Annotated in this window: 25 protein-coding genes and 1 tRNA gene; 11 read left to right on the forward strand and 15 right to left on the reverse strand. The window is 68.1% G+C overall.

Annotation, left to right across the window (positions count from 1 at the left end; genetic code table 11):
* Positions 1-10: 10 nt before the first annotated feature.
* From ASC81_RS09675 to ruvB, 3 genes are all read left to right on the forward strand, one after another.
* Entirely contained in the window at positions 11-664 is a 654-nt protein-coding gene (locus tag ASC81_RS09675; RefSeq protein WP_056265858.1) for a response regulator transcription factor, read from the forward strand.
* 27 nt (positions 665-691) lie between these two features.
* Positions 692-1,261, forward strand: coding sequence for a Holliday junction branch migration protein RuvA (gene ruvA / locus ASC81_RS09680; protein WP_056265862.1), 570 nt, complete (start codon positions 692-694; stop codon positions 1,259-1,261).
* Between the two features lie 79 nt (positions 1,262-1,340).
* The gene (gene ruvB, locus ASC81_RS09685) at positions 1,341-2,390 is read left to right on the forward strand and encodes a Holliday junction branch migration DNA helicase RuvB (protein WP_056267441.1); all 1,050 of its coding nucleotides are present in this window, start codon (positions 1,341-1,343) and stop codon (positions 2,388-2,390) included.
* Between the two features lie 70 nt (positions 2,391-2,460).
* Here ruvB and ASC81_RS09690 read toward each other — a convergent pair whose 3' ends face one another.
* The 8 genes from ASC81_RS09690 to ASC81_RS09725 form a co-directional block, all read right to left on the reverse strand.
* Positions 2,461-3,396 (reverse strand): porin, encoded by a 936-nt coding sequence (locus ASC81_RS09690; RefSeq protein WP_056265864.1) that lies wholly within the window; start codon positions 3,394-3,396, stop codon positions 2,461-2,463.
* 152 nt (positions 3,397-3,548) lie between these two features.
* The gene (locus tag ASC81_RS09695) at positions 3,549-4,190 is read right to left on the reverse strand and encodes a histidine phosphatase family protein (RefSeq protein ID WP_056267444.1); all 642 of its coding nucleotides are present in this window, start codon (positions 4,188-4,190) and stop codon (positions 3,549-3,551) included.
* A 2-nt stretch (positions 4,191-4,192) separates the two neighbouring features.
* Positions 4,193-4,516: a DUF1840 domain-containing protein gene (locus tag ASC81_RS09700; protein ID WP_056265867.1), complete on the reverse strand. Its 324-nt coding sequence runs from the start codon at positions 4,514-4,516 to the stop codon at positions 4,193-4,195.
* Positions 4,517-4,545: 29 nt separating this feature from the next.
* Positions 4,546-6,681 carry a bifunctional diguanylate cyclase/phosphodiesterase gene (locus ASC81_RS09705; protein ID WP_056265871.1) on the reverse strand — a complete coding sequence of 712 codons (2,136 nt, stop codon included), beginning with the start codon at positions 6,679-6,681 and terminating at the stop codon, positions 4,546-4,548.
* The gene (locus tag ASC81_RS09710) at positions 6,678-7,982 is read right to left on the reverse strand and encodes an HD-GYP domain-containing protein (RefSeq protein ID WP_056265876.1); all 1,305 of its coding nucleotides are present in this window, start codon (positions 7,980-7,982) and stop codon (positions 6,678-6,680) included. The genes ASC81_RS09705 and ASC81_RS09710 overlap by 4 nt, the downstream gene beginning before the upstream one ends.
* A 259-nt stretch (positions 7,983-8,241) precedes the next feature.
* Positions 8,242-9,609 carry a GH1 family beta-glucosidase gene (locus ASC81_RS09715; protein ID WP_056265879.1) on the reverse strand — a complete coding sequence of 456 codons (1,368 nt, stop codon included), beginning with the start codon at positions 9,607-9,609 and terminating at the stop codon, positions 8,242-8,244.
* Positions 9,610-9,822: 213 nt separating this feature from the next.
* The gene (locus tag ASC81_RS09720) at positions 9,823-10,857 is read right to left on the reverse strand and encodes a LacI family DNA-binding transcriptional regulator (RefSeq protein WP_056265883.1); all 1,035 of its coding nucleotides are present in this window, start codon (positions 10,855-10,857) and stop codon (positions 9,823-9,825) included.
* 10 nt (positions 10,858-10,867) lie between these two features.
* Positions 10,868-11,221, reverse strand: a complete 354-nt coding sequence (locus tag ASC81_RS09725) for an HU family DNA-binding protein (protein WP_056265887.1) — start codon at positions 11,219-11,221, stop codon at positions 10,868-10,870.
* 125 nt (positions 11,222-11,346) lie between these two features.
* Between ASC81_RS09725 and ASC81_RS09730 the strand changes: the two genes are divergently transcribed.
* Positions 11,347-13,413, forward strand: coding sequence for a bifunctional diguanylate cyclase/phosphodiesterase (locus ASC81_RS09730; RefSeq protein ID WP_056265888.1), 2,067 nt, complete (start codon positions 11,347-11,349; stop codon positions 13,411-13,413).
* A 202-nt stretch (positions 13,414-13,615) separates the two neighbouring features.
* Here ASC81_RS09730 and ASC81_RS09735 read toward each other — a convergent pair.
* The 3 genes from ASC81_RS09735 to ASC81_RS09745 form a co-directional block, all read right to left on the reverse strand.
* Positions 13,616-13,700, reverse strand: a tRNA-Leu gene (locus ASC81_RS09735).
* 55 nt (positions 13,701-13,755) lie between these two features.
* Entirely contained in the window at positions 13,756-15,267 is a 1,512-nt protein-coding gene (locus ASC81_RS09740) for an aldehyde dehydrogenase family protein (protein WP_056267447.1), read from the reverse strand.
* A gap of 14 nt (positions 15,268-15,281) precedes the next feature.
* Positions 15,282-16,376 (reverse strand): saccharopine dehydrogenase family protein, encoded by a 1,095-nt coding sequence (locus ASC81_RS09745; RefSeq protein ID WP_056265891.1) that lies wholly within the window; start codon positions 16,374-16,376, stop codon positions 15,282-15,284.
* 122 nt (positions 16,377-16,498) lie between these two features.
* Between ASC81_RS09745 and ASC81_RS09750 the strand changes: the two genes are divergently transcribed.
* From ASC81_RS09750 to ASC81_RS09765, 4 genes are all read left to right on the forward strand, one after another.
* Positions 16,499-16,963 carry an Lrp/AsnC family transcriptional regulator gene (locus ASC81_RS09750; protein WP_056265894.1) on the forward strand — a complete coding sequence of 155 codons (465 nt, stop codon included), beginning with the start codon at positions 16,499-16,501 and terminating at the stop codon, positions 16,961-16,963.
* A 106-nt stretch (positions 16,964-17,069) separates the two neighbouring features.
* Positions 17,070-17,750 carry a protoglobin domain-containing protein gene (locus tag ASC81_RS09755; protein WP_082536416.1) on the forward strand — a complete coding sequence of 227 codons (681 nt, stop codon included), beginning with the start codon at positions 17,070-17,072 and terminating at the stop codon, positions 17,748-17,750.
* Positions 17,751-17,921: 171 nt separating this feature from the next.
* Positions 17,922-18,476, forward strand: a complete 555-nt coding sequence (locus ASC81_RS09760; RefSeq protein WP_082536417.1) for a redoxin domain-containing protein — start codon at positions 17,922-17,924, stop codon at positions 18,474-18,476.
* 75 nt (positions 18,477-18,551) lie between these two features.
* Complete coding sequence (locus ASC81_RS09765) at positions 18,552-19,124, forward strand: NnrU family protein (protein WP_056265896.1); 573 nt, start codon at positions 18,552-18,554, stop codon at positions 19,122-19,124.
* Here ASC81_RS09765 and ASC81_RS09770 read toward each other — a convergent pair whose 3' ends face one another.
* Positions 19,125-20,096 (reverse strand): 2-dehydropantoate 2-reductase, encoded by a 972-nt coding sequence (locus tag ASC81_RS09770; RefSeq protein WP_056265900.1) that lies wholly within the window; start codon positions 20,094-20,096, stop codon positions 19,125-19,127.
* A gap of 77 nt (positions 20,097-20,173) precedes the next feature.
* Here ASC81_RS09770 and ASC81_RS09775 point away from each other — a divergent pair, with 77 nt between their 5' ends.
* From ASC81_RS09775 to ASC81_RS09785, 3 genes are read left to right on the forward strand one after another with little or no spacing between them, the layout of a single operon-like run.
* Complete coding sequence (locus ASC81_RS09775) at positions 20,174-22,405, forward strand: C1 family peptidase (RefSeq protein WP_156391967.1); 2,232 nt, start codon at positions 20,174-20,176, stop codon at positions 22,403-22,405.
* A 22-nt stretch (positions 22,406-22,427) separates the two neighbouring features.
* Positions 22,428-22,856, forward strand: coding sequence for a hypothetical protein (locus tag ASC81_RS09780; RefSeq protein WP_056265906.1), 429 nt, complete (start codon positions 22,428-22,430; stop codon positions 22,854-22,856).
* Between the two features lie 28 nt (positions 22,857-22,884).
* Positions 22,885-23,319, forward strand: a complete 435-nt coding sequence (locus ASC81_RS09785) for a VOC family protein (RefSeq protein WP_056265909.1) — start codon at positions 22,885-22,887, stop codon at positions 23,317-23,319.
* Here ASC81_RS09785 and ASC81_RS09790 read toward each other — a convergent pair whose 3' ends face one another.
* From ASC81_RS09790 to ASC81_RS09800, 3 genes are all read right to left on the reverse strand, one after another.
* Positions 23,320-24,567 carry an NAD(P)/FAD-dependent oxidoreductase gene (locus ASC81_RS09790; RefSeq protein WP_056265911.1) on the reverse strand — a complete coding sequence of 416 codons (1,248 nt, stop codon included), beginning with the start codon at positions 24,565-24,567 and terminating at the stop codon, positions 23,320-23,322.
* A complete protein-coding gene (locus ASC81_RS09795; RefSeq protein ID WP_156391969.1) occupies positions 24,564-24,815 on the reverse strand; it encodes a c-type cytochrome in 252 nt (83 codons plus the stop codon). The genes ASC81_RS09790 and ASC81_RS09795 overlap by 4 nt, the downstream gene beginning before the upstream one ends.
* 113 nt (positions 24,816-24,928) lie before the next feature.
* Positions 24,929-26,008 carry a class I SAM-dependent methyltransferase gene (locus ASC81_RS09800; RefSeq protein ID WP_056265914.1) on the reverse strand — a complete coding sequence of 360 codons (1,080 nt, stop codon included), beginning with the start codon at positions 26,006-26,008 and terminating at the stop codon, positions 24,929-24,931.
* Between the last annotated feature and the right edge of the window lie 14 nt (positions 26,009-26,022).

The following is a 26,022-nucleotide window of genomic DNA, read 5'->3' on the forward strand; positions in this document are numbered from 1 at the left end:
GAGGCCCGCCATGAACCACATCCTGTTGCTCGAAGACATCCCGGAGATTCGTGCCTGGCTCAAGGCGCTGGTCAAGCAGGTGTTCGCCAACGCTCAGATCACCGAATGCTCGCGCGTGCAGGACGCACTGGCCCTGGTCAACGGCCAGCGCTTCACGCTGGCGTTGCTCGACCTCGGCTTGCCCGACGGCTCGGGCGTCGAAGTCATCGCCGCGCTGCGCGAGAAGCAACCCGAGGTGCAGTCGGTCATCGTCACCATCCACGACGACGACGAGCACCTGTTCCCCGCATTGCAGGCAGGCGCTTTCGGCTATCTGCTCAAGGAACAGTCCCGCGAGCTGCTCGTCGAACAGCTACAGCGCATGAGTGGCGGCGAGCCGCCGCTGTCGCCGTCCATCGCGCGCAAGGTCATTGCCTACTTCGCGGCACAGGTGAAGAAGCCGACCTCGACCTTGCTGCACGAAGTCTCCCTGACGGACCGTGAAACCGAAGTGCTGCTTCGGGTGGCCAAGGGCTACACGCTGCCGGAAATCGGTGTGCAGCTGGGCCTTTCCCGCCACACCATTGCCGACTATGTGAAGCAGATCTACCGCAAGCTCAACGTGAGCTCGCGCGCAGAGGCCGCGCTGGAAGCGCAGCGCCTGGGTTTGTTCGGTCGCAACTGAGCCTGAACCGGCCCGGATAATCGGGCCATGATTGGAAGACTCAGCGGCGTCATCGCCGAGAAATCGCCGCCGCAGGTCGTCATCGACGTGGCGGGCGTCGGCTATGAAGTGGATGTGCCGATGAGCACCTTCTTCAACCTGGGTGGCCTGGGCGAACGCGCCGTGCTGCTGACCCACCTGACCGTGCGCGAGGACGCGCATCAGCTGTTCGGCTTCCTCACCCACGAGGAAAGAGCCACCTTCCGCCAGCTGATCAAGATCAGCGGCGTCGGACCGAGGATGGCGCTCGGGTTGCTGTCGGGCCTGTCGGTCGCCGAACTGGCGCAGGCCGTGACCCGCCAGGAAGCCGGCCGACTGACCAAGGTGCCCGGCATCGGCAAGAAGACAGCCGAACGCCTGTTGCTGGAGCTCAAGGGCAAGCTGGGTGCTGACCTGGCGCTGCCGGCCACGGTCGCCAACGATGCACAGGCGGACATCCTGCAGGCACTGGTCGCGCTGGGCTATAGCGAGAAGGACGCTGCAGCCGCTCTCAAGGCCTTGCCGCTTGATGTCGGTGTCAGCGACGGCATCAAGCTGGCTCTCAAGAAACTGTCGTGAAACCCTCTTTTCGTTCTGTTCCATCACGACGCCCTCGGCGGGCGCATGCCGCCGCATGCGCGGCGGCGAGAGGCTTTTCATGAGCATCCAGACAGACGACTTCGCCGCGCCACCGCGACTGGTCAACGCGGCGCCCGAGTCCGCCCGCGAAGAGGCGATGGAACGCGCGCTGCGTCCCAAGCTGCTGGACGACTACGTCGGCCAGGTCAAGGCCCGCGAGCAGTTGGAGATTTTCATCGGCGCGGCCAAGAAGCGCCGCGAGGCCCTGGACCACGTGCTGCTGTTCGGCCCGCCGGGTCTGGGCAAGACGACGCTGTCCCACATCATCGCGGCCGAACTGGGCGTCAACCTGCGGCAGACCTCGGGCCCCGTGCTTGAAAAACCCAAGGACCTCGCTGCCATCCTGACCAATCTTGAGAAGAACGACGTTCTTTTCATCGACGAAATCCACCGCCTCAGCCCCGTCGTCGAGGAAATCCTGTACCCGGCGCTGGAGGATTACCAGATCGACATCATGATCGGCGAGGGCCCGGCCGCACGCTCCATCAAGCTGGACCTGCAGCCATTCACGCTGGTGGGTGCGACGACGCGAGCCGGCATGCTGACCAATCCGCTGCGCGACCGCTTCGGCATCGTCGCGCGGCTGGAGTTCTACACGCCAGCTGAACTGCAGCGCATCGTGACGCGCTCGGCCGGATTGCTCGGCGCGCCCATCGACGCCGACGGCGCGCTGGAGATCGCCCGCCGTTCGCGCGGCACGCCGCGCATCGCCAACCGGCTGCTGCGCCGCGTGCGCGACTATGCCGAGGTGAAGGCCGACGGCCGCATCGTCGCCGGCATTGCCGACAAGGCGCTGGTCATGCTGGACGTCGACCCGCAAGGCTTCGACCTGATGGACCGCAAGCTGCTGGAAGCCATCGTGCACCGCTTCGACGGCGGGCCGGTGGGATTGGAGAACGTCGCCGCGGCCATTGGCGAGGAAGCCGGCACCATCGAGGACGTCATTGAGCCCTATCTGATCCAGCAGGGCTTCCTGCAACGCACGCCCCGCGGCCGCGTCGCCACGCTGGCGGCCTGGCGCCATCTTGGCCTGGCGCCACCGAGCAAGCCCGACCTGTTCTCGGAATAGACGCCCGCAAGCTGAGCGCCTATGAAAAAAGCGCCCCGCGGGGCGCTTTCCTGTTTCCGATCCCGAAGGATCAGAAGTTGTGGCGAACGCCAACAGCCAGCGAGCTGAAATCGGGCACGCCAACACCGTTGTAGTCGGTCTTGGTGAAGAAGCCGTAGGCCTTCGTGCGCTTGCTCAGGTTGTAGTTGTAGCCAGCAGTGAACTGCTTGGCGCCGCCGGTGCGGAAGCTGCCATCACCACCGGCGCGGCTGCCGCCGACGTTCAAATGGAACTCGGACTGGCCGATTGCGTACATGGCGGCCAGGCGGCCCACATCACGAGTCTTGAAACCGCCGATATCTTCACGCTGGAAGTAACCGCCAAAGGTGAAAGCACCCAGTTCGTACAGACCGCGCACGGCGTACTGCTTGTAGTTGCCGACCTTCTCGTAGCCGAAGCCGGCGTGCAGAGGACCCATGTCGTAATTGACGGCCACATCGAACGCGCGCGGGCCGGCGCCTTCACCGGCCGCAACGCCCACTTCTGCCGAGAAGCCGGTCGGCGAGCTGGGCGTGAAGTAGGAAACCTTGTTGTTGGTCGTGAAGCGGGTGCCGTACAGGTTGTCAGCGGACGTGCCCGTGTCATGGTTGTGCATGCTCACGTAGTCGGCCGTCGCGAAGTACGAGCCCGGGAACCACTTGCCCAGACGCACGCCACCGAAGGCGCCTTCGAGCTGAACCCACGAAGCGCGGTTCCAGAAAGTGGTACCGCCGCTGGCGGCGCCGTTGTCGCTGTTCAAGCCGTGCTCAAGCGAGAACGAAGCCTTCAGGCCGCCGCCGAGTTCTTCGGTGCCCTTGAAGCCAAGGCGCGACGAATTGTTTTGCACCACGACCTTGCGGTCTTGCGAGCCGACCTTCTGGCTTTCGACGCTGGTGTTGATACGGCCCCAGAGGGTGACCGAGCTTTGTGCGAAAGCCGGGGCGGCGGTGATAGCGGCCAGAGCGGCGACAAGTGCAATCTTCTTCATCGTTTTGCCTTTACAGAGAGGTTGGGCGAGGGCTGGAGCCCGTGCCTAGAAGGACAAGTGGCGGCGAGTATAGGAGCGGGTTTTACCGCATCTGACCAGAGCGACGCGTGGATGCAACAGTAGGCTTAGGGACTTGAAATGGCCGTGGCGCCTCAAGCCGCGACGTCGTCGGCGCTCAACCCCGCCAGGTGGTGGCCGTCGTTCCACCCCACCAGCGTGAAACCGTCGGGGGTCGCGAGCAGGCGGTTGATGGTGGCGTTGCCGAGCTGCCAGCTGCGCGGCGCATCGAGCGCCACCCGGGTCGCAGCGCGGTAAAGGCAGTCCAGCACACCACCATGCGCCACGAGGGCGATGCTCTGACCGGGATGGCCAGCGGTGGCGCGCATGGCAGCCGTAAGGCAGCGGGCGCTGAAAACATTCAGGCTCTCGCCACCGCCGACGGGAAAGTCCGGCTCGCGGCGGCGCCAGCGCGCCGCATCCTCAGGGTAACCCTGATCGATCTCCTGCCAGCTCAGGCCTTCGAAGCGGCCAAAGGCGCGTTCACGCAGGCCGCTGTCGAACGTGATCGACACACCTTGTGTGCGAGCAACTGCCTCGGCGGTCTGGCGCGCGCGGCTGAGATCGCTGGAATAGATGGCCGCCAGCGGCTCGTCAGCCAGCGCCTCGGCCAAGCGCTCGGCCTGCGCCAGGCCGAGGGCGCTCAGCGGGATGTCGGTATGCCCCTGGATGCGCGTGGCGCGATTCCAGGCGGTCTCACCGTGGCGGATGACGATGAGCCGGGTGACCTGCTCCAGCACTAGACACCCCAGACGACATCGGCGCCTTCGCGGTGGCTGCGCTGCATCAGCTCGCGCAGCGGCCAGGCGCGCTGGCGCAGGGAAACACCTTGGCGGCGCGGCACCGGTTCACCGGCCGCCTTCGCCGCGTCGACCGCCCGCTGGAACTGCGCATCGTCTTCCGCGACGCCTGCTTCGAGTGCCAGCACAAGCCCCGGCAGGGCCGCAGCTTCGAGGATGCCTTGGGGCGCGGGTTCACGCCCCATCAGGCGCAGCACGGCATCGGCCGAGTCGGCCATCATGATGACGTCGGCGCCTGCCTTGGATTTGAAGCGGTAGAGCATGGCCGCATTGTGCGCGCGGCCATCCGGACTCAACCGTTGGCCAGCCCCAGCCAGCCCGATACCGGCGTGTCAACCACGTAGCGCCGCGGGCGCACGCGCTGCTCGAACTCGTCGGGCCGCAGCGGCTTGGCGAAGAGATAGCCCTGGAACTCATGACAACCCGCCTGGGCCAGGAAGTCGCGCTGCGCCTCCGTCTCCACGCCTTCGGCAATAACCTGCAGGCCGAGCGCGCGGCCCATCTGCACGATGGCATTGGTGATGCCGACATCGCTGGGATCGCCCGGCAGGCCTTGAACGAAGCTGCGGTCGATCTTGAGGCGCTGGATGGGGAAGCGCTTCAGATAGGCGAGCGACGAATAGCCGGTGCCGAAGTCGTCGATGGACAGCGTGACGCCGAGTGCCGCCAGCGCGCGCATGCGCCTGAGGCCTTCCTCGGCATCCCCGATCAGCACGCCCTCGGTCAGCTCCAGCTCCAGCATGCTGGCCGGCAGCATGGCCTCGCGCAGGGCCTCGGCGACGGTCTCGACGAAATGGGCCTGCTGGAACTGCAGCGCCGACACGTTGACGGCCACCGGCATGCGCAAGCCACGGCTGAGCCAGTGGGCGGCCTGCGAGACGGCTTCGCGCAGCACCCATTCGCCGATGGCGATGACAAAGCCGCTTTCCTCTGCCAGCGGGATGAACTCGGCCGGCGAGATGTCGCCACGTTGCGGGTCGCGCCAGCGGATCAGCGCCTCGGCGCCGATGACGCGGTCGCTGCCCAGTTCCACTTGGGGCTGGTAATGCAGGCGGAAGCGACCTTCGGCAAGGGCCTGGCGCATGTCGTGGTCCAGGCGCATGCGCGACAGCAGGTCGACCTCTTTCCGCGGCACGTGGAAGCGGAAACCAGCCCGGCCGCTTTCCTTGACCCAGTGCATCGCGCGCTCGGCGCTGGCCATCAGTTCGTCGGGTGAGTTGCCGTCGCCCGGGTAGAGCGCAATGCCGCAGCTGGCCGTGACCGTGAAGCTGAGCGTGTCGAAACTGAAGGGTTGGGCCAGCAATTGCTGCACGCGGCGGGCGGCGGCTTCGGCCTCGAACATCTGCGCGCCGTCGATGAGCAGCGCGAACTCGTCGCCGCCCAGGCGGGCCAGCGTGTCATTGGCGCCGACGGCGCCACGCAGGCGCTCGACGATATCGCGCAGCACGCGGTCGCCATAGCTGTGGCCCAGGGTGTCGTTGATCTGCTTGAAGCGGTCCAGGTCCAGGTGCAGCAGCGCGAAAGCAGGTGCCGGGTCGCCAGTCGCGACGGCAGCCATCTGCTGGACGATGCGATCAGCCAGCGCCCGGCGGTTGGGCGCACCGGTCAGCACGTCGGAACGGCCGAGCTCCTCGATGCGCTGGTGGGCGGCGAGCTTTTCGCTGAGATCGCGAAATGAAAAGACTCGCCCGATCGGCTCGCCGCGGCTCATCTGCGGCAGCGACACCTGTTCCAGCACCCGCCCGTCGGCCAGTCTCAGCACGTCACTGGAACGCATCAGCGGCGCATCCAGCAGTGCCTCAATGCGCAGCCGGTACTGCTCGCCGTCGCGCATGACGCGCTGCAGGCTCAGCCACAGGCCGGCGTCGCCGGGCTCGTGCAGCAGGCCGCCCGGCAGGCCCCAGAGCTTGGCGAAACGGCGGTTGAAGCTGCGCACGCGACCGGCCAGGTCGACGACGAGGATGCCATCAGCGGTGGACTCCAGCGTCGCGCGCAGCTCGGCCAGCAACGTCTCGCGCTCGGCCTCGGCACGGCGGCGGCGGGTCTGGTCGTGCAGCAGCACCAGCCAGTAGCGTCCGCCGTCCGGCGTGTGGATGGGGCTGATGGCGCGGCTGACCCAGCGCGGCTGACCGTCGCTGTGAGTCAGCACGGTGTCGGAGCGGATCCGTGCAAAAGGATCTCGCGCAGCCCCCTGCCAGAAGGCTTCATCCTCCAGCGAGCCGCACAAGGCGCCCGGCGCCTGGCCCAGGGCGCGCTCGGGCTTGAGGCCGAGCAGACGCAGCGCCGCACGGTTGACGACGCTGACCGTCAGGCTCTCGCCATCCACCAACCAGGCCGGTTCGGGCAAGCCCTCCAGCAATGCGCCGATCACGGACGGCGCCTCGAAAACGTGCGGCAAGGCCGGGTGAGCCTCGCGGCTGGCGTTCACGCGGCCAGCTCCCCTGGCCCTGTGCTCGCCGCATCAAAGAAGTAGGCGATGCGAGCCCGCGGGCTGAGATAGTCGAGCGAGGCCCGCGGCAGGAACTGCGGCTTCAAGCTGCGGCGGATGCCGAGGTCCGGCATCTCTTCGAGGTTGAGGATGAGCGCCTCTTCCTTGGCGACCTTGACGTCGTGGACCATGACGCGGGGCTTGAGCGGCCTTGCCGAATTGACGGACACGACGAGGGCATAGCGGTCGTCGGTCAGTTGCACCGTCGAGCCCGGCGGGTAGACGCCCATCATGCGGATGAAGGCGTTCAGCATGGTGGCGTCGAAGCGGTTGCGCCCCTGGGCGAACATCAGCGACAAGGCCTCGTGCGGTGTCATGGCCTTGGAGGTGATCAGCGGATTGCAAAGGCCGTCGAAGCGGTTGACGAGGGCGACGATGCGTGCGCCCGTGCTCATGCGGTCCATGTTGATGCGCTGCGGGAAGCCGCTGCCATCGGCATGCTCGTGATGCTGGGCCACGATGAGCAGTGGCCCCGGTGCCAGGCCCATGGTCTGGGCAATCGCGACGCCCTTGACGACATGCTGCTGGTAGGCCTGGGTCTCGGCAGCCGTGAAGCTTTCGTCGCGGTGACGCAGGCGGGCGGCGACTTCGAGCTTGCCGATGTCGTGCAGCAGCGAGCCCACGCCGAGATCCATCATCTCGTCGCGGCCCAGTCCAAAAGCGCGGCCAAGCAGCAGCGCAATGATGCAGACGTTCAGCGCGTGGGCCGTGCTGCGGTCACCGGCGGCCTCGTTGAGCAGCCGCATATTGAGATCACCCTCGACCAGCATCTTGTCGAGCAGTGCCGCGGTCAGCGACTCGGCCTGGGTGCGGGCCTGGTGAGGGTCGGCCTGGACCAGGTCCATGACGCTGCGGAATCCGTCGGCGGCCTCGCCGTATTGCTGCTCGCAAACGCGCATGGCCTCGCGCTGGGCCGCCAAGGCACGGCGATGCGCTTCGCGGGCTATCTCTTCCGGCGTGGGCTCCGTAGAAGCGGCAGTGCCGGTTTCTGTCGCCGCTTCGGCGGTCGCGGCATCGGCGTCGCCACCGCTCGGGGATTGCAGGGTCAGGTCGCTCTTGGCAGGGCTCCAGCGCACCTGGGTCAGGCCGAGGCGGCGCAGGATGAGGAGCTGATCGCTAGACGCGATCTTGAAGCTCGACAACGGAAACGGATGCGACATCCAGCCGAGGTCCAGATGAATGAACATCCCGACAGTCAACTGGCTGACATCAATCAGAGGATCGCTTGTTCTATCCTGCATTCACTCAGAACCCGTCCGGCGGGCCCCCCCTCGACATCACCCAAGCTTCGGCAACCCTGCCGTAGTCCCTGAGCCAGCCTCCTGCTATACGTCAAATCGGCCGATTGCGTCCGACGCAACCCGGGAAAAATCCCTTGTGCCGGCGCAAGTCGGAGCTTAGCGCCTGAACGTGACCGAATTTCCGCCGCTTTGTCGGGGCAAACGCGGAGGAATGCATAGGCCGCCGCCCTTGCGCGAGCCAGCGGGGCGGCCGCGACCTTCAGCGTCGCGCGTGGTGACGAGCGATGAAGTCGCGGTACCAGTGGGCGCTGTCCTTGGGCAGACGCTGCTGGGTCGCGTAGTCGACATGGACGAGGCCGAAGCGCTTGTCGTAGCCGGAGTTCCATTCGAAGTTGTCGAGCAGGCTCCAATAGAAATAGCCGCGCACATCGGCGCCCAGGCTCATGGCCGTTGCCAGCGCCTGCAGGTGGGCCGCGAGATAGGCGATGCGCTCCTTGTCCGGCACATGAGGCTCGGGGCCATCGACGATGCGGTCGGCGTTGGCCATGCCGTTCTCGGTGATGTACATCGGCGGCGGGTTGTATTCCCGGGCCAGACGCACCAGATGCTGGGCGAACACCTCCGGCACGATTTCCCAGCCCATGTCGGTGAAGCCGCGCTTGCCCGGCCCCTGGACGGTCTTGCCGTCGGCACCGAACAGGCTGCGGGTGTAGAAGTTGATGCCGAGGAAATCGAGCGGCTGGTGGATGCGGTCGAGGTCGCCGGTTTCGATGTGCGGCCCGTCGGCACCGACGTGATCCAGCGCATCGGCCGGGTAGGTACCGCGGAAGATCGGGTCCATGTACCAGCGCACGTTCAGGCCGTCGTCGATGCGGGCGGCGCGGCGGTCGGCTTCGGTCGGCGTGGCGGGGAAGGACGGCGTGTGGTTGAGGACGATGCCGAGCTTGGTTTTCGTCACCGCGCGCATCGCGGTGATCGCATCGCCGTGGGACAGCAGCAGGTGGTGAGCCACCTGCAGGCTCTCGGCGCGGCTGGTGTGGCCAGGAGCGAACTGAGCCGTTTCGTAGCCCAGGGTGGCGGTGCACCAGGGCTCGTTGTGCGTGGCGATGCTGGCCAGGCGGTCACCGAAGCGGCGCGCGATCTCGGCGCCGTAGTCGGCAAACCGGCCGACGACCTCGCGAGACAGCCAGCCGCCGACGCTCTCGTCCAGCGCCTGCGGCAGGTCCCAGTGGTAGAGGGTGGCGTGCGGCTGCAGGCCGGCTTCGAGCAGGCTGTCGATCAGGCGGTCATAGAACGCAAAGCCGGCCTCGTTCCAGGCGCCCTGCCCGAGTGGCTGGACGCGCGGCCAGGCAAAGCTGAAGCGATAGCAGTCCAGGCCCAGGCGCTTCATCAGCGCGACGTCGTCGCGGTAGCGGTGGTAGTGGTCGCAGGCGACGTCGATGTTGGAGGCGTCCTTGATGCGACCGGGCTGGCGGCAGAAGTGGTCCCAGATGGATGCCCCCTTGCCGTCCTCGAAGGCGGCTCCCTCGATCTGCGCGGCGCTGGTGGCAACGCCCCATAGGAAGTCGGCAGGAAACGATTGCGCAAGGGTGCCGAGGTCGACGTGGGCTGAATCGAGGAGCGTCATGAAACTTGGCGGCCGGGCGGCCGCGAGCGGGTGCAGGGGAAAGCCCGGCGGTCCAAACCGGGTTCGGGATCGAGCCCTCAACGGCTTGAAGACAGGCAGCCGCACAGGGCTTAGCCAAACTCGATCCAGTCATCTTGCCGCATCCCTGACAACGTTGTCAATATGGCTTGGGAGCGATACCTGCGGCGGCGCCGCAAGCCGATAAAGCGTGGATCAGCGGGCGCGCGTGGAGTCGCGCACGACGAGCTCGTGCGGCAGCACCTTGTGCAGCTCGTGCTCTTCGAGCGTCGCCATGTCGGGCCGCTGCACCGACACCAGCATCTCGACGGCCGCGCGCGCCATCTCGGCGACCGGCTGGCGCACCGTCGTCAACGGCGGCCAGACGAGGGCGGCCGTCGGTGAATCGTCAAAGCCCGCCACGGACAGCTCGCCCGGCACCGGCAGGCCCAGGCGCTGAGCCGCGGCAAGCACGCCAAGCGCCATGTCGTCATTGCTGGCGAACACCGCCGTGGGGCGCTGGCGCCGGCTCAGCAACTGGTGGGCAGCGTCCCGGCCGCTTTCGAACGTGAAGGCGCCCTGCTGCAACAACTCGGGGTCGGGCTTGAACCCATGTGCATGCAGCGCATTGACAAAGCCCTGGTAGCGCATGCCGCTGGCCGACTGGTCGGCCGGCCCCTTGATGAAGGCGATGCGCTGATGGCCCAGGCTGAGCAGCAGATTGGTGATCTCCTCCGCCGCATGCACGTCGTCCATGCGCACCGAGGGCACGCCGCGCAGGTCGCGCTCGGGCGACATCAACACGCAAGGCGTGCCACTCTCGCGCAGCGCGCTCAGCACCTCGGGGTTGTCGCACAAGGGCGGCGTCAGGATCATGCCGTCCGGCCGCAGCGCCATCACCATGCGGTCGATCTGCTGACGCAGGTCGGGGGCATCGTTGTGAAGGGATTCGACGACGAGGTGATAGCCCAGCTCGCGGCATCGCACCGTGGCGCCTTGCTGCACGCTGCCGACAAAGGCGGCGCTGGGGTCGTAATAGAGCAGGCCGATCAGGAATGATCGTCCGCCTGCGAGGCTGCGGGCCGACTGCTTGGGCCGGTAACGCAGCGCCTCCACCACCTTGAGCACCTGGTCCCGGGTGCTTTCATGCACACCGGGCTCATGGTTGAGCACACGCGAGACGGTCTTGATCGACACACCCGCTTCGCGGGCGACGTCGACGATGGTGGGGCTGCCGCCGCGTGCGCTCACGGTTGAAGAATTACTTCTTCTTGGCCTTGGCAGCCGGCTTGGCGGCGGTCTTTGCAGCAGGCTTGGCAGCCGCCTTCTTGGCAGCAGCCTTGGGATCCACGGCGGCCTTGAAGCCAGCGCCGGCGGTGAACTTGGGCAGCTTGGCGGCGGCGATCTTGATCTTCGCGCCAGTGCTGGGGTTCACGCCATTGCGGGCTGCACGTGCGTGCTGCTTGAAGGAGCCGAAGCCCGGGATCGACAAGGCACCACCCTTTTTGACGGTGGTGACGACGGCGTCCAGCAGGGTCTCGAGGATGCGGCCGGCTTCGGCCTTGCTCAGCTCGTGCTTGGCAGCCAGGTGTTCGATCAGATCGGTCTTGTTCATGCGGGAGTTCTCGTCCAGAAACGCGCCCGAACGGCTCGGGCGGGCGGGATTGTGGCCCAAGGCGCCGCCTGCGCGCGGCCTGAGGCGGGCATACAGTCTCGGTAGAGTCCCGTATCCATCGAAGAATGCCCGCGCCTGTCCACTTTGCCTCGCTGCTCGACGCCCTGCCGCAACAGGTGTGGAAGGCCGACGCACAAGGTCGCCTGCTGTGGATGAATGCGCGGCTGGCCGAAGCGCTGAACCGCCCCGCGCTGCCGACGGCCATCGTCGGTTGCCTGCATGAGGACGACCGCGCCGCCTTTGCGCAGCGCTGGGCCGCCGCCCAGGCCGGCGGCCGCTTCGAGATGGAGTACCGCCTCGGCGCCGGCTGGGTGTTGGCCCAAGCGCAGCGTCTGCCGGACTCCCCGCTATGGCTGGGCACACACACCGACATCGGGGCACGCCGCGAAGCCGAGGCCCGCCTGCGCGAGGCCGACGAGGTCTGGAAGCTCGCGCTGGAGTCCAGCGGCGACGGCGTCTGGGACTGGCATGTGCAGGCGGGCATCGAATACTTCTCCGACCGCTACTTGCGGCTCTACGGCTTCGAGCCGGGCGATGTCGACGCGACGCCCGAGGCCTTTGACGCGCGCACGCATCCCGACGACCTCGCGCAGATGGACCACGACCGCGAGGAGCACTTCGCCGGTCGCACGCCGGTGTATCGCAATGAGCACCGCGTGCTGGCCCGGGATGGCACCTGGAAATGGATCCTCAGCCGCGGCATGGTGATCTCGCGTGACGCACAGGGCAAGCCTTTGCGCATGGTGGGCACGCACACCGACATCACCGACCGCAAGCGCCAGGAGGCCGTGGTCTGGCAGCAGGCCCGGGTCGACACGCTGACCGGCCTGCCCAACCGGCGGTCACTGCGTGAACGCATCGAACGCGCGCTGACCCTGCGGGCCCTGCGCGGCGAAGAACTGGCCGTCATGTTTGTCGACCTGGACCATTTCAAGGAAGTCAACGACTCGCTGGGGCATGACGTCGGCGATGCGCTGCTGGTGCAGGTGGCCGGGCGGCTGCAGGACTGCATGCCCTCGGGCGGCGTGGTGGCGCGCATGGGCGGCGACGAGTTCACCGTGCTGCTGGCCTCACCCGACGCGGCCGCTGCGGCCGAGCGCGTCGGCCACGACTTGCTGGAGACCCTCTCCACCGCCTTCGACGTCAGTGGCGAGCGGGTCTATGTGTCCGCCAGCATCGGCGTCAGTCTGGCGCCGCGCGACAGCGTCGAAATCGAGGCCTTGTTCAAGCACGCCGACCAGGCGCTCTACGAGGCCAAGGGCGCCGGCCGCAACCGCATGAGCCTGTTCACGCCGGCCCTGCAAGAGGCCGCACAACGACGCGCGCGGCTGGCCAGCGAGTTGCGCGAAGCCTTGCCGGCGGGGCAGTTCAGCCTGGTCTACCAACCCATCCTGTCGCTGCGCTCGCCGGATGCACCACCCCGCAAGGCCGAGGCCCTGCTGCGCTGGACGCATCCGACGCTCGGCGCTGTCGGCCCGGCGCAATTCATCCCTCTGGCCGAGACCAGCGGCCTCATCGTCGAGATTGGCGACTGGGTTTTCCGCGAGGCGGCCGCGCAGGTGCAAGCATGGCGGGCCGCTGGCCAGCACGGCTTTCAGATCAGCATCAACAAGTCACCCGTGCAGTTCCTCAGCGAACGCAGCCACCGCACCCAGCCCGACTGGATCATGCATCTGCGCGGCTTGGGGTTGCCGGGCGATGCGCTGGCTGTCGAAATCACCGAAGGCCTGCTGCTGGAGCGCGACGAGACCGTCGCCGAGCGGTTGCGCGCGCTGCGTGAGGCGGGGCTGGCGGTTTCGCTGGACGACTTCGGGACGGGCTATTCGTCGCTGAGCTATCTGCAGCATCACGACATCGACACGGTGAAGATCGACCGCAGCTTCGTCGCGGGGCTCGAAGGCGGCGGCAAAGCACTGGCGCTGTGCCGGGCCATCGTGACGATGGCGCATGAACTCGGCATGGCGGTGGTCGCCGAAGGCATCGAGACCGAGGCGCAGATGCTGGCCCTGCGCGAGATGGGCTGCGATTGGGGGCAGGGGTGGTGGTTTGGGAAGGGTGTTGCCGCTGTCGAGTTTGAGGAAAGGTGGTTTGGCGCAACCGCTGCGGGCTCGGTTGCCGCCACCACTCGCTGAAGCGCCCATCGAGGGCGCATCAGCGGGGACTCGGTCACGTCCCGCGACCCCGGTTTGCCGGTTCTGCGCCTGCATGCGCAGAACCTTCGCCTGGCGTCGGGCAAGCCGCAGGGCTTGCCCTCGGTCCCGGCGACAAACCCTTCGAGTCCTCTCCTGGGCACCAAAGCAAAAGGCCAGCGCAAGCGCTGGCCTTTTCTTTGTTTGGTGCCCAGGAGAGGACTCGAACCTCCACGGAGTTACCCGCTAGTACCTGAAACTAGTGCGTCTACCAATTCCGCCACCTGGGCTTTCAGGGAGGCCGGACTATAGCCCAGTTCTCAGCCCCGCTCTTGCGAACTCGACTCAGATGTCGAACTTCACGCCCTGCGCAAGAGGCAGCTCGCTGGAGTAGTTCACCGTGTTGGTCGTGCGGCGCATGTAGGCCTTCCACGCGTCCGAACCGCTCTCGCGGCCGCCGCCGGTTTCCTTCTCGCCACCGAAGGCGCCGCCGATCTCGGCGCCGGAGGTGCCGATATTGACGTTGGCAATGCCGCAGTCGCTGCCGGCCGCGCTCATGAAGGCCTCGGCCTCGCGCAGGTCGGTCGTGAAGATCGCGCTCGACAGGCCCTGCGGCACGCCGTTCTGCAGCGCAATGGCTTCTTCCAGCGTCTTGTATTTCAACGTGTAGAGGATGGGCGCAAAGGTCTCATGGCAGACGACCTCCGTCTGCGCCGGCATGCGCACCAGGGCCGGCACGGCGTAATAGGCCTCGGGGAAGCGCTCGGCCAATGCACGCTCGCCGCCTGACACAAGGCCACCCTGCTCGCGTGCGGCGCTCAGCGCGAATTGCATCGCATCGAAAGCCTGGGCGTCGATCAGCGGACCGATCAGCGTTCCCTGCTCCACCGGCGAGCCGATGGGCAACTGGGCACGCGCCCGGTCCAGGCGCTCGACCAGCGCGTCATGGATGCTCTCGTGAATGATGACGCGGCGCGTCGTCGTGCAGCGCTGGCCGGCCGTGCCATAGGCGCCGAACAGGATGCCGCGCACGGTCAGGTCCAGGTCGGCGCTGGGCGTCACGATGATGGCGTTGTTGCCACCCAGCTCCAGCAGCGAGCGGCCAAAGCGCGCCGCCACGCGCGGGCCGACGGCGCGGCCCATGCGGGTCGAGCCGGTGGCGCTGACGAGCGCGACGCGGGCGTCGTCGACCATCGCCTCGCCCACATCGGCGCGGCCGATGATCAGCTCGGATAGGCCGTCAGGCGCGCTGTGGCCCGCGGCGCGGTAGGCCTTGAGCGCACGTTCGAACAGGGCTTGCGTGGCCAGCGCCGTCAGCGGCGTCTTCTCGCTGGGTTTCCACACGCAGGCGTCGCCGCAGACCAGGGCCAGCGCGCTGTTCCAGGCCCACACGGCCACGGGGAAGTTGAAGGCCGAGATGATGCCGACGACGCCCAGCGGCAGCCACTGCTCCATCATGCGATGGCCCGGGCGCTCGCTGGCGATGGTCAGGCCGTGCAGCTGGCGCGACAGGCCGACAGCAAACTCGCAGATGTCGATCATTTCCTGGACTTCGCCCAGGCCTTCGCTCGTCACCTTGCCGGCTTCGATCGAGACCAGCTGCGCCAGTTGCGTCTTGTGGGCGCGCAGCTCTTCGCCGAACAGACGCACCAGCTCGCCACGCTTCGGGGCGGGCACGACGCGCCAGGCTTTGAAGGCCTGGTGGGCGCGACCGACGGCCGCCTGCATGTCGGCCGCGCTGGCAGTGGGCAGTTGCGTGAGCACGCTGCCGTCGATGGGCGAGCGCACGGTCAGGTCGCCCGAGCCAGGCAGATGGACGCCCAGGGCGTCCAGAACGGAGTGGGTTTGTTGCTTCATGGTCGGCATTCTGCTCAGGAGATGGATTCCACCTGGCGCGACTGCTGATATGCAGAGCCAAAGCGGTTGGCCAGGAAGTCAGGCAGCTTGACCTCTTCCTGGCGCACGAAGCCGCTCTGCGGCAGCTTGCCCTCGCGGAACAGGTCGACGGCGGCGCAGATGCCGGCGGCGGTCGTGATCTGGATGGCCGACAGCGGCTGGGCGCCGTCACGCGTGGCGAAGATCTTGCGGGCGAAGACTTCCTGCAGCAGCACGCCGTTCTTCTGGCCGGACACGGTCACGAACACCAGCACCACATCCTGCATCGTGGCGGGCATGCTCTTGCGCATGATGTTCTTGAGGTTGCCCTGGTCGCTCTTCAGGCCCAGGTCGCCCAGCAGGAACTGCATCAGGTCGCGGTGGCCGGGATAGCGCACGGTCTTGTAGTCGAGGTTGCGCACCTTGCCGGCCCAGGTTTCGCACAGCGTGCCCAGGCCGCCGGAGGTGTTGAAGGCCTCGTACTCGGTGCCGTCCAGGCTGAAATGCTCCAGGCCCTCCAGCGGCAACGCGGCAATCGTCTCGCCCTCGTGGATGGCTTCGCAGGGGTGGCAGTACTCGTTGATGAGGCCGTCGACCGACCAGGTCAGGTTGTACTTGAGCGCATTGGTCGGGAAGGCCGGCAGCGCGCCCACCCGCATCTGCACGTCGCGCACCGAGTCGAAACCGCTGGCCAGGTGGTGGGCCACGATGCCGATGAAGCCCGGCGCCAGGCCGCATTGCGGCATGAAGGCGGTCTTGGCGCCCTTGGCCATGTCCTTGATGGCCTTGGTGGCGGCCACGTCCTCGGTCAGGTCGAAGTAGTGGCAGCCACATTCCAGCGCCAGCTCGGCGGCGGTGATGGCCAGGTGGTAGGGCAGCGCGTTGACGACGGCGTCCTTGCCGCGCAGCTGGGCGGCCAGGGCGACGCGGTTGTCGCTGTCGACCTCGGCGGTGGCAATGCCCTCGGCGGCCAGCGTCTTCAGATAGCCGGCGTTCTTGTCGAGCACCGTGACTTGGTAGTCGCCGGTGGCGTGCAGCAGGCGGGCGATGGTCTGGCCGATGTGGCCGGCGCCGAGCAGGGCGATTTTCATGGGGTGCTCCGTGTCGAGGGATTGAACTGGGGCGCACTCTAGGCAGGGTCGGTGACGAAAGAAAGGGCTACTCCGACGAAAGCGATTGATGTTTCGCCGATTCGTCGCGATGATTCGCCGCTATGGATGAAAAACGGGTAAACCCCAGCCAGCCATCCGACGACCTGGATCGCCGGCTGATCCTGCTGCTGCAGGCCAATGCACGCGAGAGCACGGCGACCCTGGCGCGCAAGCTCGGCGTGGCCCGCACCACCGTCGTCGCGCGGCTGGCGCGGCTGCAGACCAGCGGCCGCATCGTCGGCTACACGGCGCGCCTGGGCGGTGACGAGGCCGGCCGCAGCGTGCAGGCCTTTGTCGGCATCACCGTCAGCCCCAAGGCCGGCCGCGAGGTCGTCAAGCGCCTGTCGGAACTGCCGGAACTGCGCCAGCTCGCGTCCGTCAGCGGTGAGTTCGACTACATGGCCCTGCTGCGCGCCGACACCACGGCCCGCCTGGACACGCTGCTCGACGAGATTGGCGAGATCGACGGCGTGCTGCGCACCCACAGCTCGGTGGTGCTGGCGCTGCGGGTGGACCGGCAGACTTGAGCGCGCACACGGGCCGGGACGAATGGGTTCATGTTCCGGACCATTCGATACCTTTCATCCTGGCAAGGCACCCACACTGGCGGCTCATCCACCGTTGGAGCCCGCCATGATCCGTTCCCCTCTCGTCAGCCTGGCCGCAGCGCTGGCCATCGGCCTGCTCGCTGCCACGCCGGCGCCAGCGCAGACTGCGCCCCAGCCCGCAGCCACGCCGCCCGGCTACACCGCCGGCCAGGCCAGCCTGGCGCGCGCACCGTACACGCTGGCCGACCTCGCCGGCCTGAAGAAGACGCTGCTCTTCACCGAGGATGACGAGCGCGCCCTGCGCCAGAGCCGCGCCATCCTGGCAGGCCAGACCGGCGCCATCCTGGATGTCTGGTACGGCTTCGTCGCCAGCACACCCGAGCTTGTCTACTTCTTCAAGAACAACAAGACCGGCGCGCCCGACGCCGCCTACCTCGCCGCCGTGCGCCAGCGCTTCGAGCGCTGGATCCTGGACACCGCTGACGCACGCTTCGACCAGGCCTGGCTGGCCTGGCAGTACGAGATCGCGCTGCGCCACCACCGCACAAAGAAGAACCGCACCGACGGCACCGACAGCGTGCCCGAGGTGAACTTTCGCTACCTGTCGGCGCTGACCATTCCCATCACGACGACCCTCAAGCCCTTCCTCGCCAAGACCGGCGCGCCGGCTGCCGAGGTCGAGAAGATGCACGCCGCCTGGGTCAAGGCCGTGCTGCTGCAAACCATCCTGTGGAGCGAGCCCTATGTCCGCCCTGGTCAGTTCTGAAGCGATGCTGCCCCTCGCCCAGCCTCGCCCCGCTGAACGCGGGCGCCTCTGGCCGGTCCCCCGGAGGGACGGCGATGCTTGCCGGCGCGACCGGCAAGCACATCGCCCATCGGGCCGGCTTGGGGCGGCCCGGCGCTCGGCCCGAAAGGCCGATGACGAAGGACCGCTGCCATGACACTGCCTGAGCTGCAGGCCAGCGAATGGCTCAACACGCGCGAGCCGCTGCGGCTGGCGGACCTGCGCGGCCGCGTCGTCGTCGTCCACGCTTTCCAGATGCTGTGCCCGGCCTGCGTGTCGCACGGGCTGCCGCAGATGCAGCGGCTGCAGCAGGTCTTCTCGCCCGAGGACGTTGCGCTGATCGGCCTGCACAGCGTCTTCGAGCACCACGACGCGATGACATCCGCTGCGCTGCGGGCCTTTGTGCACGAATACAGGCTGAGCTTCCCCATCGCTGTCGACCGGCCGGGCCAGCCAGGGCCGCTGCCACAGACGATGCGCGCCCTCGGCCTGCGCGGCACGCCCAGCCTGCTCGTGCTGGACCGTGCCGGGCGGCTGCGGCTGCATCACTTTGGCGCGGCGGACGACCTGGCGCTGGGCGCGCTCATCGGGCGGCTGCTGGGCGAGCCACCCTCGGCAGCTGCCGTTGATGACCGGCCGCCCCCGACCGGCGAAGTAGGTGAGGCGGCCGGTTGCGGCGCCACCGCTTGCGCCGTGCCGGGCAGGTAGCCGTGGGGGTGTCCCATTGGGCAGTGGGCGCACAACAGGCATGATTCGCCCCGCCTCAAAAACAAGGATGACCCCATGATCTGGCTTGCCCTCGGCCTCGCCCTCTTCCTCGGCATCCACCTGACCCGGGCGCTCGCGCCGCGGTGGCGGGATGCGCAGATCGCCCGCCTCGGCGAAAAAGGCTGGAAAGGCCTGCACACCCTGCTGTCCCTGGCCGGCTTCGGGCTGATCGTCTGGGGCTATTCGCAGGCGCGGCTCGACCCCGTCGTGCTGTGGGCGCCCATCCGCGGCATGAACCACCTCGCCGCGCTGCTGGTCCTGATCGCCATGATCTTCATGGCCGCCGCCTATGTGCCGCGCAACCACATCAAGGCCAGGCTGAAGCACCCGATGACGCTGTCGGTCAAGGTCTGGGCGCTGGCCCACCTGCTCGCCAACAACACGCTGGCCGACATGATGCTGTTCGGCAGCTTCCTGGTCTGGTCCGTCCTGGTCTTCCGCGCGGCGCGCCGCCGGCCCGCCCCCGCGCTGGCGGCGCCCACGGCGGGCGGCACGGCGGCCACTGTCGTCGTCGGCATCGCGCTGTGGGCCTTCTTCGCCTTCTGGGCGCATGCGGCCTGGTTTGGCATTGCGCCGCTGGGCAGGTGATCAAGCGCCGCGGCAGCTGTCCATCAACCGCGTCAGCCCCAGCAGCGCATCCAGCATCGGCGTCTTCACACCGAGCTGCTGCGCCAGCTCCCGCGGCGCGCTCAGCAGCGCGTCGGTCTCGATGGGCCGGCCCGCCTCGATGTCCTGCAGCATCGAGGTCTTGAATGCGCCCAGCGTCCGCGTGATCGCGTGCCGGTCCTGCGGCGTCTGCGAGATCGGGCAGCCCATGCGCTCGCCGACCTCGGCCGCCTCCAGCATGATGGCCGTCGTGAACTCGCGCACCAGGTCGTCGGCCAGGATGCGGTCGGTCGTCGCGCCGGTCAGTGCCGAGACCGGGTTGGTCGTCATATTGCCCCACAGCTTGTACCAGGCGTCGCGCTGGATGCTCTCCACGGCCTTGGCCTCGAAGCCCGCACCGACGAGCAGCGTGGCCAGCGCATCGACCGCGGGGCTGGTGCCGCCCCTGGCCTCGCCGATCAGCAGGCCGTTGCCCATCACATGGTTGACCCAGCCCGGCCCGCGCAGCGCGCAGCTGGCGTGGACGACGCAGCCGATGACGCGCTCGGGCGGGATCAGCGCGGCGATGCGGCCCTCCGGGTCCACGCAGGTCAGCGCGAGGCTTGGCACGGCCAGGCCGGCGGTGAACCACCAGGGCAGGCCGTTCAGCGCCGTCAGCACGCGTGTGTCGGGGCCGCACAGCTGCGCGACCTGCGCGGCAACACCGGCAATCGCCGGCCCCTTGACGGCGAGGATGACGAGGTCCTGCTGACCCAGTTCGGCCGGATCGGCGCTCACGCGCAGGGGCGCCCGCCAGCTGTCCTCGCCGCTGTCCAGCCGCAAACCGTTCTCGCGCACGGCCGCGAGCGTGTCGCCACGAGCCAGCGCACAAACGCTCAGGCCCTCGACGCGTTGCAGATTGGCGGCCATCCAGCCGCCGATGGCCCCGAGGCCGACGATGCAGACCTTAAACATGGGGATCAGTCTCGCATGCGCGCTTGTCGGCACCCGGGTGGGCCGCCATCATCCGCCGTCGCTACGAGGAGACCACGATGGCCACCAAGACCAAGAAGCCCGCCGCCGCCAAGGTGGTGGCCGCCCCCAAGCTGGACGCCCGACCCGACCGCCTGGACTTGCGCGACCTGGTCTATCGCGCGCCGCTGCGCTCGCTGCCCGGCCGCTGGCCGCTGGACGCCGACCTCAAGCGTCTGCTGCCCGCCTATGTGAAGGCCGGCCGCGTGCTCAACCAGGGCAACGAGGGCGCCTGCACCGGCTTCGGCCTGGCCTGCGTCACCAACTACCTCTATTGGCTGCGCCACCTCGACACGCCGCGCGCCCGCGCCTTGCCCGAGATGGTCAGCCCGCGCATGCTCTACGAACTGGCCCGGCTCTACGACGAATGGCCGGGCCAGGACTACGAAGGCTCGTCCTGCCGCGGCGCCCTCAAGGGCTGGCACAAGCATGGCGTGTGCTCGTCCACGCTGTGGCCCTACCCGCTCGACCGGCACGGCCGCGGCGTCTTCGAGCGACCCGCAGCGGGCTGGGACGAGGACGCCACGACGCGCACCGTCGGCGTCTACTACCGCGTCGACAAGAAGAGCGTCGTCGACATGCAGGCCGCCATCCACGAGATCGGCGCCATCTATGTATCGGCCGACGTGCACGACGGCTGGACGATGGGCGCCACGGCCGCACCGACCGGCCATCACCAATTGCCGCGCATCGAGCGCATGGACCGCAAGATCGGCGGCCATGCCTTTGCGCTGGTGGGCTACAACGAGCGCGGCTTCGTCGTGCAGAACAGCTGGGGCACCGGCTGGGGCGCCGGCGGCTTCGCCGTCCTCAGCTATGAAGACTGGGTGACCAACGGCACCGATGTCTGGGCCGTGGCGCTGGGTGTGCCGCAGGACCTGTCGGACATGAAGGCGCGGCCCCCCGCCGGCAACGGCAAGGCTGCCGCCAAGGCGGCGCGCGCCGCCGGCGGCTTTCGCGTCATGGCCGGGCGCGGGCTGGGCGATGTCGGCGGCACGCTGCGGGTGCTGGACAACCCGCGCGACGACCCCTGGCCCTTCAACCATGTCTTCGACCACAAGCCCTACCAGCCGCTGCGCACCGACGAGGCCTACACCCACACCCTGGTCTCCGGCAACGATGGTCAGCTGATGTCGACCGACTTCACGCGCGCACGGCATGACCGCGAAGGCCTGGCGCGCGAGCTGGTCGTCGAGCGACCGCTGGCCTGGTTCAAAGAGGGCAAGGGCAAGACCGTCAAGCTCGCCATCTATGCGCACGGCGGACTCAACTCCGAGATCGGCGCCGTGCAACGCATCCGCGTGCTGGCGCCCTACTTCCTCGCCAACGGCATCTACCCGCTGTTCTTCACCTGGAAGACCGGCCCGGGCGAGACCATCAAGTACATGCTGGAGGACCTGAAGCACCGCATCACCGACTCGGCCGACCGCAGCGAGGGCTGGCTGGACCGCCTGCGCTCGGTGGCTGCCGAAGCCAAGGACCGCGCCATCGAGGCCGTGGGCCGCCAGTTCGCCCGCGGCGTGTGGAGCGAGATGCGCGAGAACGCCGCCGGCGGCGCGACGGCCGACCATGTGCTCGATCTGGCCGCCCGCATGCTGCACGAACTGCGCGATGCGCTGGCCAAGAGCGGCAAGACGCTCGAGATCCACCTCGTCGGCCACTCCGCCGGCTCCATCCTGCTGGGCCACCTGCTCGGCCGTCTGGGTGCCACTGACGGCACGGGCGGCGCCAGCGTCGTGCCGGCCGCCAGCTGCGAGCTCTATGCCGCCGCCTGCTCCAGCGGCTTTGCCGTGCAGCACTACGGCGCAGCCCACCAAGCCGGCGTGCTGTCGCTGGACCGGCTGCGCCTGCATGTGCTGACCGACGCCAACGAGCGCGCCGACGGGCTGCCGAATTCCGAACGCGACATCTACGGCAAGTCGCTGCTCTACCTCGTGTCGCGCGCGCTTGACGACGTGCGCAAGCAGCCGCTGCTGGGCATGGAGCGCGCACTGTGCGCCGAAGACCCGGCCTGGATGGACGACCAATGGGCCGGCGTACCCAACCCCGACATCGCCGCCTGGCTCAAGCTCTGGCCCGCCGGCGACCTGCTCAATCTCGTCGCCACGCCCAAGGTTCGCACCACCAAGACCGGCGACCAGATCGACGCCAGCCACGGCAGCTTTGACAACAACATCGACGTGCTCACGGGCACCTTGGAGCGCATCCGCGGAAGTGCCCTCGTCGCGCCCATGGAATGGCTGGATTACTGAGCCGCCGCCATACTGCAGCGCCATGCCCCGCCTCAAGCTCAGCGCGCCAGTCCTGTGGTCCGCCGGCATCGCGTCAGCACTGTTGGTGGTGCTGACGCTGGGTGCGATGGTCATCCATGCCAACGGGCCGGTTGCACTGACCCCGCTGTCGTTCGCCAAGCCCGACCCGGCGATCCGGGAACGCATCCGTGCCTTCGAAACCGGCGCTGGCGGACCCGCCGACCTGCTGTCATTCGATGGCCCCGACGGCCGGCCGGTCTATCTCTTCACCGCGCCCTGCTGCGATCACTTCAACCCGCTCTACGACGCCGAGGGACGCCTCATCTGCGCACCGACGGGCGGCATCCACGGCGCTGGTGACGGGCGCTGCCCGGCCTGGGTGCCGGAGGCGCGCTCAAGAAAGATGCGCTGGCCAGGCCGCGCCGGCGAACAACCCTGGCCGCCACGCTGATCCGCTGGAAGGCCGAGAATCCGCGGCCATGAAATACCTCCACACCATGGTCCGCGTCGAGAACGTCGACGCCTCGATGAAGTTCTACCGGGACGCCCTCGGCCTGCAAGAGGTCAAGCGCATGGAAAGCAGCGCCGGCCGCTTCACGCTGATCTACCTGGCCGCGCCGGGCGATGAAGACGCGCAGGTCGAGCTGACCTACAACTGGCCCGATGCCGACGGCAAGGCGGAAACCTACACCGGCGGCCGCAACTTCGGCCACCTGGCCTATGCGGTGGACGACATCTATGCCGCCTGCCAGCGGCTGATGGACCATGGCGTGACCATCAACCGCCCGCCGCGTGACGGCCGCATGGCCTTCGTCCGCTCGCCCGATGGCATCTCCATCGAGCTGCTGCAGGCCGGCGCGGCGCTGGCCCCGGCCGAGCCGTGGGCATCGATGCCCAACACCGGCGCCTGGTAGTCAGAGGGCCAGGCTGTCGGCCCAGATGTTGTCGGCCCAGGCGCTGGCAATGGCGCCCTCGGCGCTGGTGGCCGCCGGCGACACGCCGCCCGAGCCCGGCACGGCCTTCATGGTCCTGTCAGCCGCGTCGTACTGGTGCACCGAGGCCACGTGCATGGCCTCGCCCGGCGTGACGAAGCTGTAGCAGGTGTTCATGACGACGGGCGCCGCGTTCACCGCCTCGCCCTTGAGCAGCTGCAGCACCGCCGCGGCGGCCAGCTTGCCCTGCTGGTTGGCCAGATGGCCCGACTTGGGCATGCCAGGCGCCGAAAAGATGGCGTCACCGACGACATGCACGCCGGGGGCCGCCTGGGCCTGCATGCTGAGCCAGTCGACGCCGACCCAGCGGCGGTTGATGTTGGCGAAGTCGCGCGCCAGGTCGCCGGCGCGCTGCGGTGGGATCAGGTTGAGCACGTCGGCCTTCACTTCCTCGAACTCGAAACGCGCCGTGCCGTCGGCCGTCACTTCCTTCAGCTCGGCATTCGGCCGGTACTCCAGCACGCCGGCGTGATGCTGTGCGAAGGCGCGCTCGAACAGCGCCTTCTTGCTTTGCACCTCCGGATTGGCGTCCAGCACCAGCAGCTTGGCGCGCGGCTTGGCGCGACGCAGGTAGGACGCGATCAGGCAGGCGCGCTCATACGGCCCGGGCGGGCAGCGGTAGGGCGCCTTCGGAATGCTCATCAGCACGACGCCGCCTTCCGGCAGCGCCTCCAGCTGGCGGCGCAGCGCCAGCGTCTGCGCACCGGCCGTCCAGGCATGCACGGCGCGGCCGCTGTCCAGCGCCGCAGCCAGACCGGGAATGCCGTCGAGCATGAAGCCGATGCCGGGCGACAGGATCAGCCGGTCCCAGCCCAGGCTGCGGCCATCGGCCAGGCGCACGGTCTTGCCGGCAGGGTCGACGCCGACGACCTCGCCGCGCAGGCGCTTGATGCCCTGAGCCTCCAGGCCGGCATAGCCATGGCTGATGCTGGTCAGATCGCGTTCGCCGGCGATGACGAGGTTGGACATCGGGCAGGAGATGAAGCGCTCGTGCCGCTCAACCAGCGTGACATCGACCGCCGCGCCACCCCAGAGCTTGAGATAGCGCGCCGCCGTCGCGCCCCCAAAACCGCCGCCGACGATAACGACCCGTCCAAGCGGTGCCGCGGTCGTGGCGCAGCCGGCGAGCGCCAGGCCACCCAGGGCCAGCAAGGGGCGCCGCGCGATCATGGCCTGGCCTCGGTTGCAGGCAGTGCCGCGAAGTAGGCAGCGACCAGACGCAGCTGCTCCGGCGTGTAGCCCTTGACGATTTGCGGCATGACGGTGCCGGGCCGTTTGCCGCTGCGGTAGTCGGCCAGCGTTTCCAGCATGACCTCGGCCTTCATGCCGGCCAGCGGCGCCATCACGGCGCCGCGCGCCCGGCCGTTGGTGCCGTGGCAGTTCGCACAGGTGGCTGCCAGGCTGCGCGCCTTCGTCATGTCCTGCGCAAGGGCAGGAGAACCAAATGCAACCACAGAGGCACAGAGGCACAGAGAAAAGACAGAAGTTCCTCTGTGTCTCCGTGCCTCTGTGGTTGCATTCATGATGTGGTTCAGAGTTTGTGTGACCGGTCCCCGCGCTCGAACCCCAGCGCATCGAAAGGCGCATTCAGCGGCGCGAAGCCGATCACTTTGAACAGCTCGCCCATCTCATGCTCAGCCAGCAGGCGGTGAGCCATCGCGCGCTCACCCAGCGAAGCCCCGTGCAACAGATCGGCGATGCCGCAGTTGAGCAGGAAATTGGCTTGGCTGGTGTAACCCAGCACGACCAGGCCGGCGTCCTGGCCCGCGAGTGCGATGCCGGTGAAGTTGACGTGGGCGGTGATGTCCTTGTCGCCCACCGCGACCAGCGGATCGGCATCCGCCAGGTGGGCCTGGTGGCACATCAGCGTGCCGCCATGGCGCTGCGGGTGGTAGTACTCGCCCTCGGGAAAACCGTAGTCGATGAAAAAAGCGGCGCCGCGCTTGAGGCGGCGGGCAAGCGTGGCGACGAAGGCCTCGGCCTGCGGGTGAATTTCTGTGACCGTGCCGGGCACGAAGCCGGTCTCGAGCGGGGGCCGCAGGCGGCTGTCGCGGTCCTCGAAGGCAAAGCCGTCGCCCGCAGAGACGACGCCGCGTTCCCGCCACACCTGCCCATCGAACGCGACCAGCTGCACCGGCATCGCGTCCAACACCTCATTGCCGATGACGACCGCCTCGATGTCGTCGGGCAGCGCATCCAGCCACTCGACACGGTCAGCCCAATGGGCCAGCCGCTCGCGCTGGCGTTCGCGCAGTTCGGCCGACAGCTCGACGATGGCGTAGCGCGCCAGGCCCGCGCCGAGCGCGTCCAGCTCGGCGATCAGCTGGGCCGCGAGCGCACCGGAGCCGGCGCCGAACTCGATGACGTCGCGGCAGCCGCTGGCATCCATGGCCTGCTTCAACTGGCGCGCCAGCGCGCGGCCGAACAGTGGCGACATCTCGGGCGCCGTGACGAAGTCGGAGCCTTCGCTGGGCATGCGGCCGAACTTGCGACGACCGCCGGCGTAGTACCCCAGGCCGGGCTCGTACAGCGCCATCGCCATGAACCGGTCGAAGGGCAGCCAGCCGCCGGCGGCGGCGATCTCGGCGTGGATGCGTTCAGCGAGGCGCATCGGGAAATACAGAA

The sequence above is a fragment of the Pelomonas sp. Root405 genome (assembly GCF_001425165.1).
Taxonomy (GTDB): Bacteria; Pseudomonadota; Gammaproteobacteria; order Burkholderiales; family Burkholderiaceae_C; genus Pelomonas.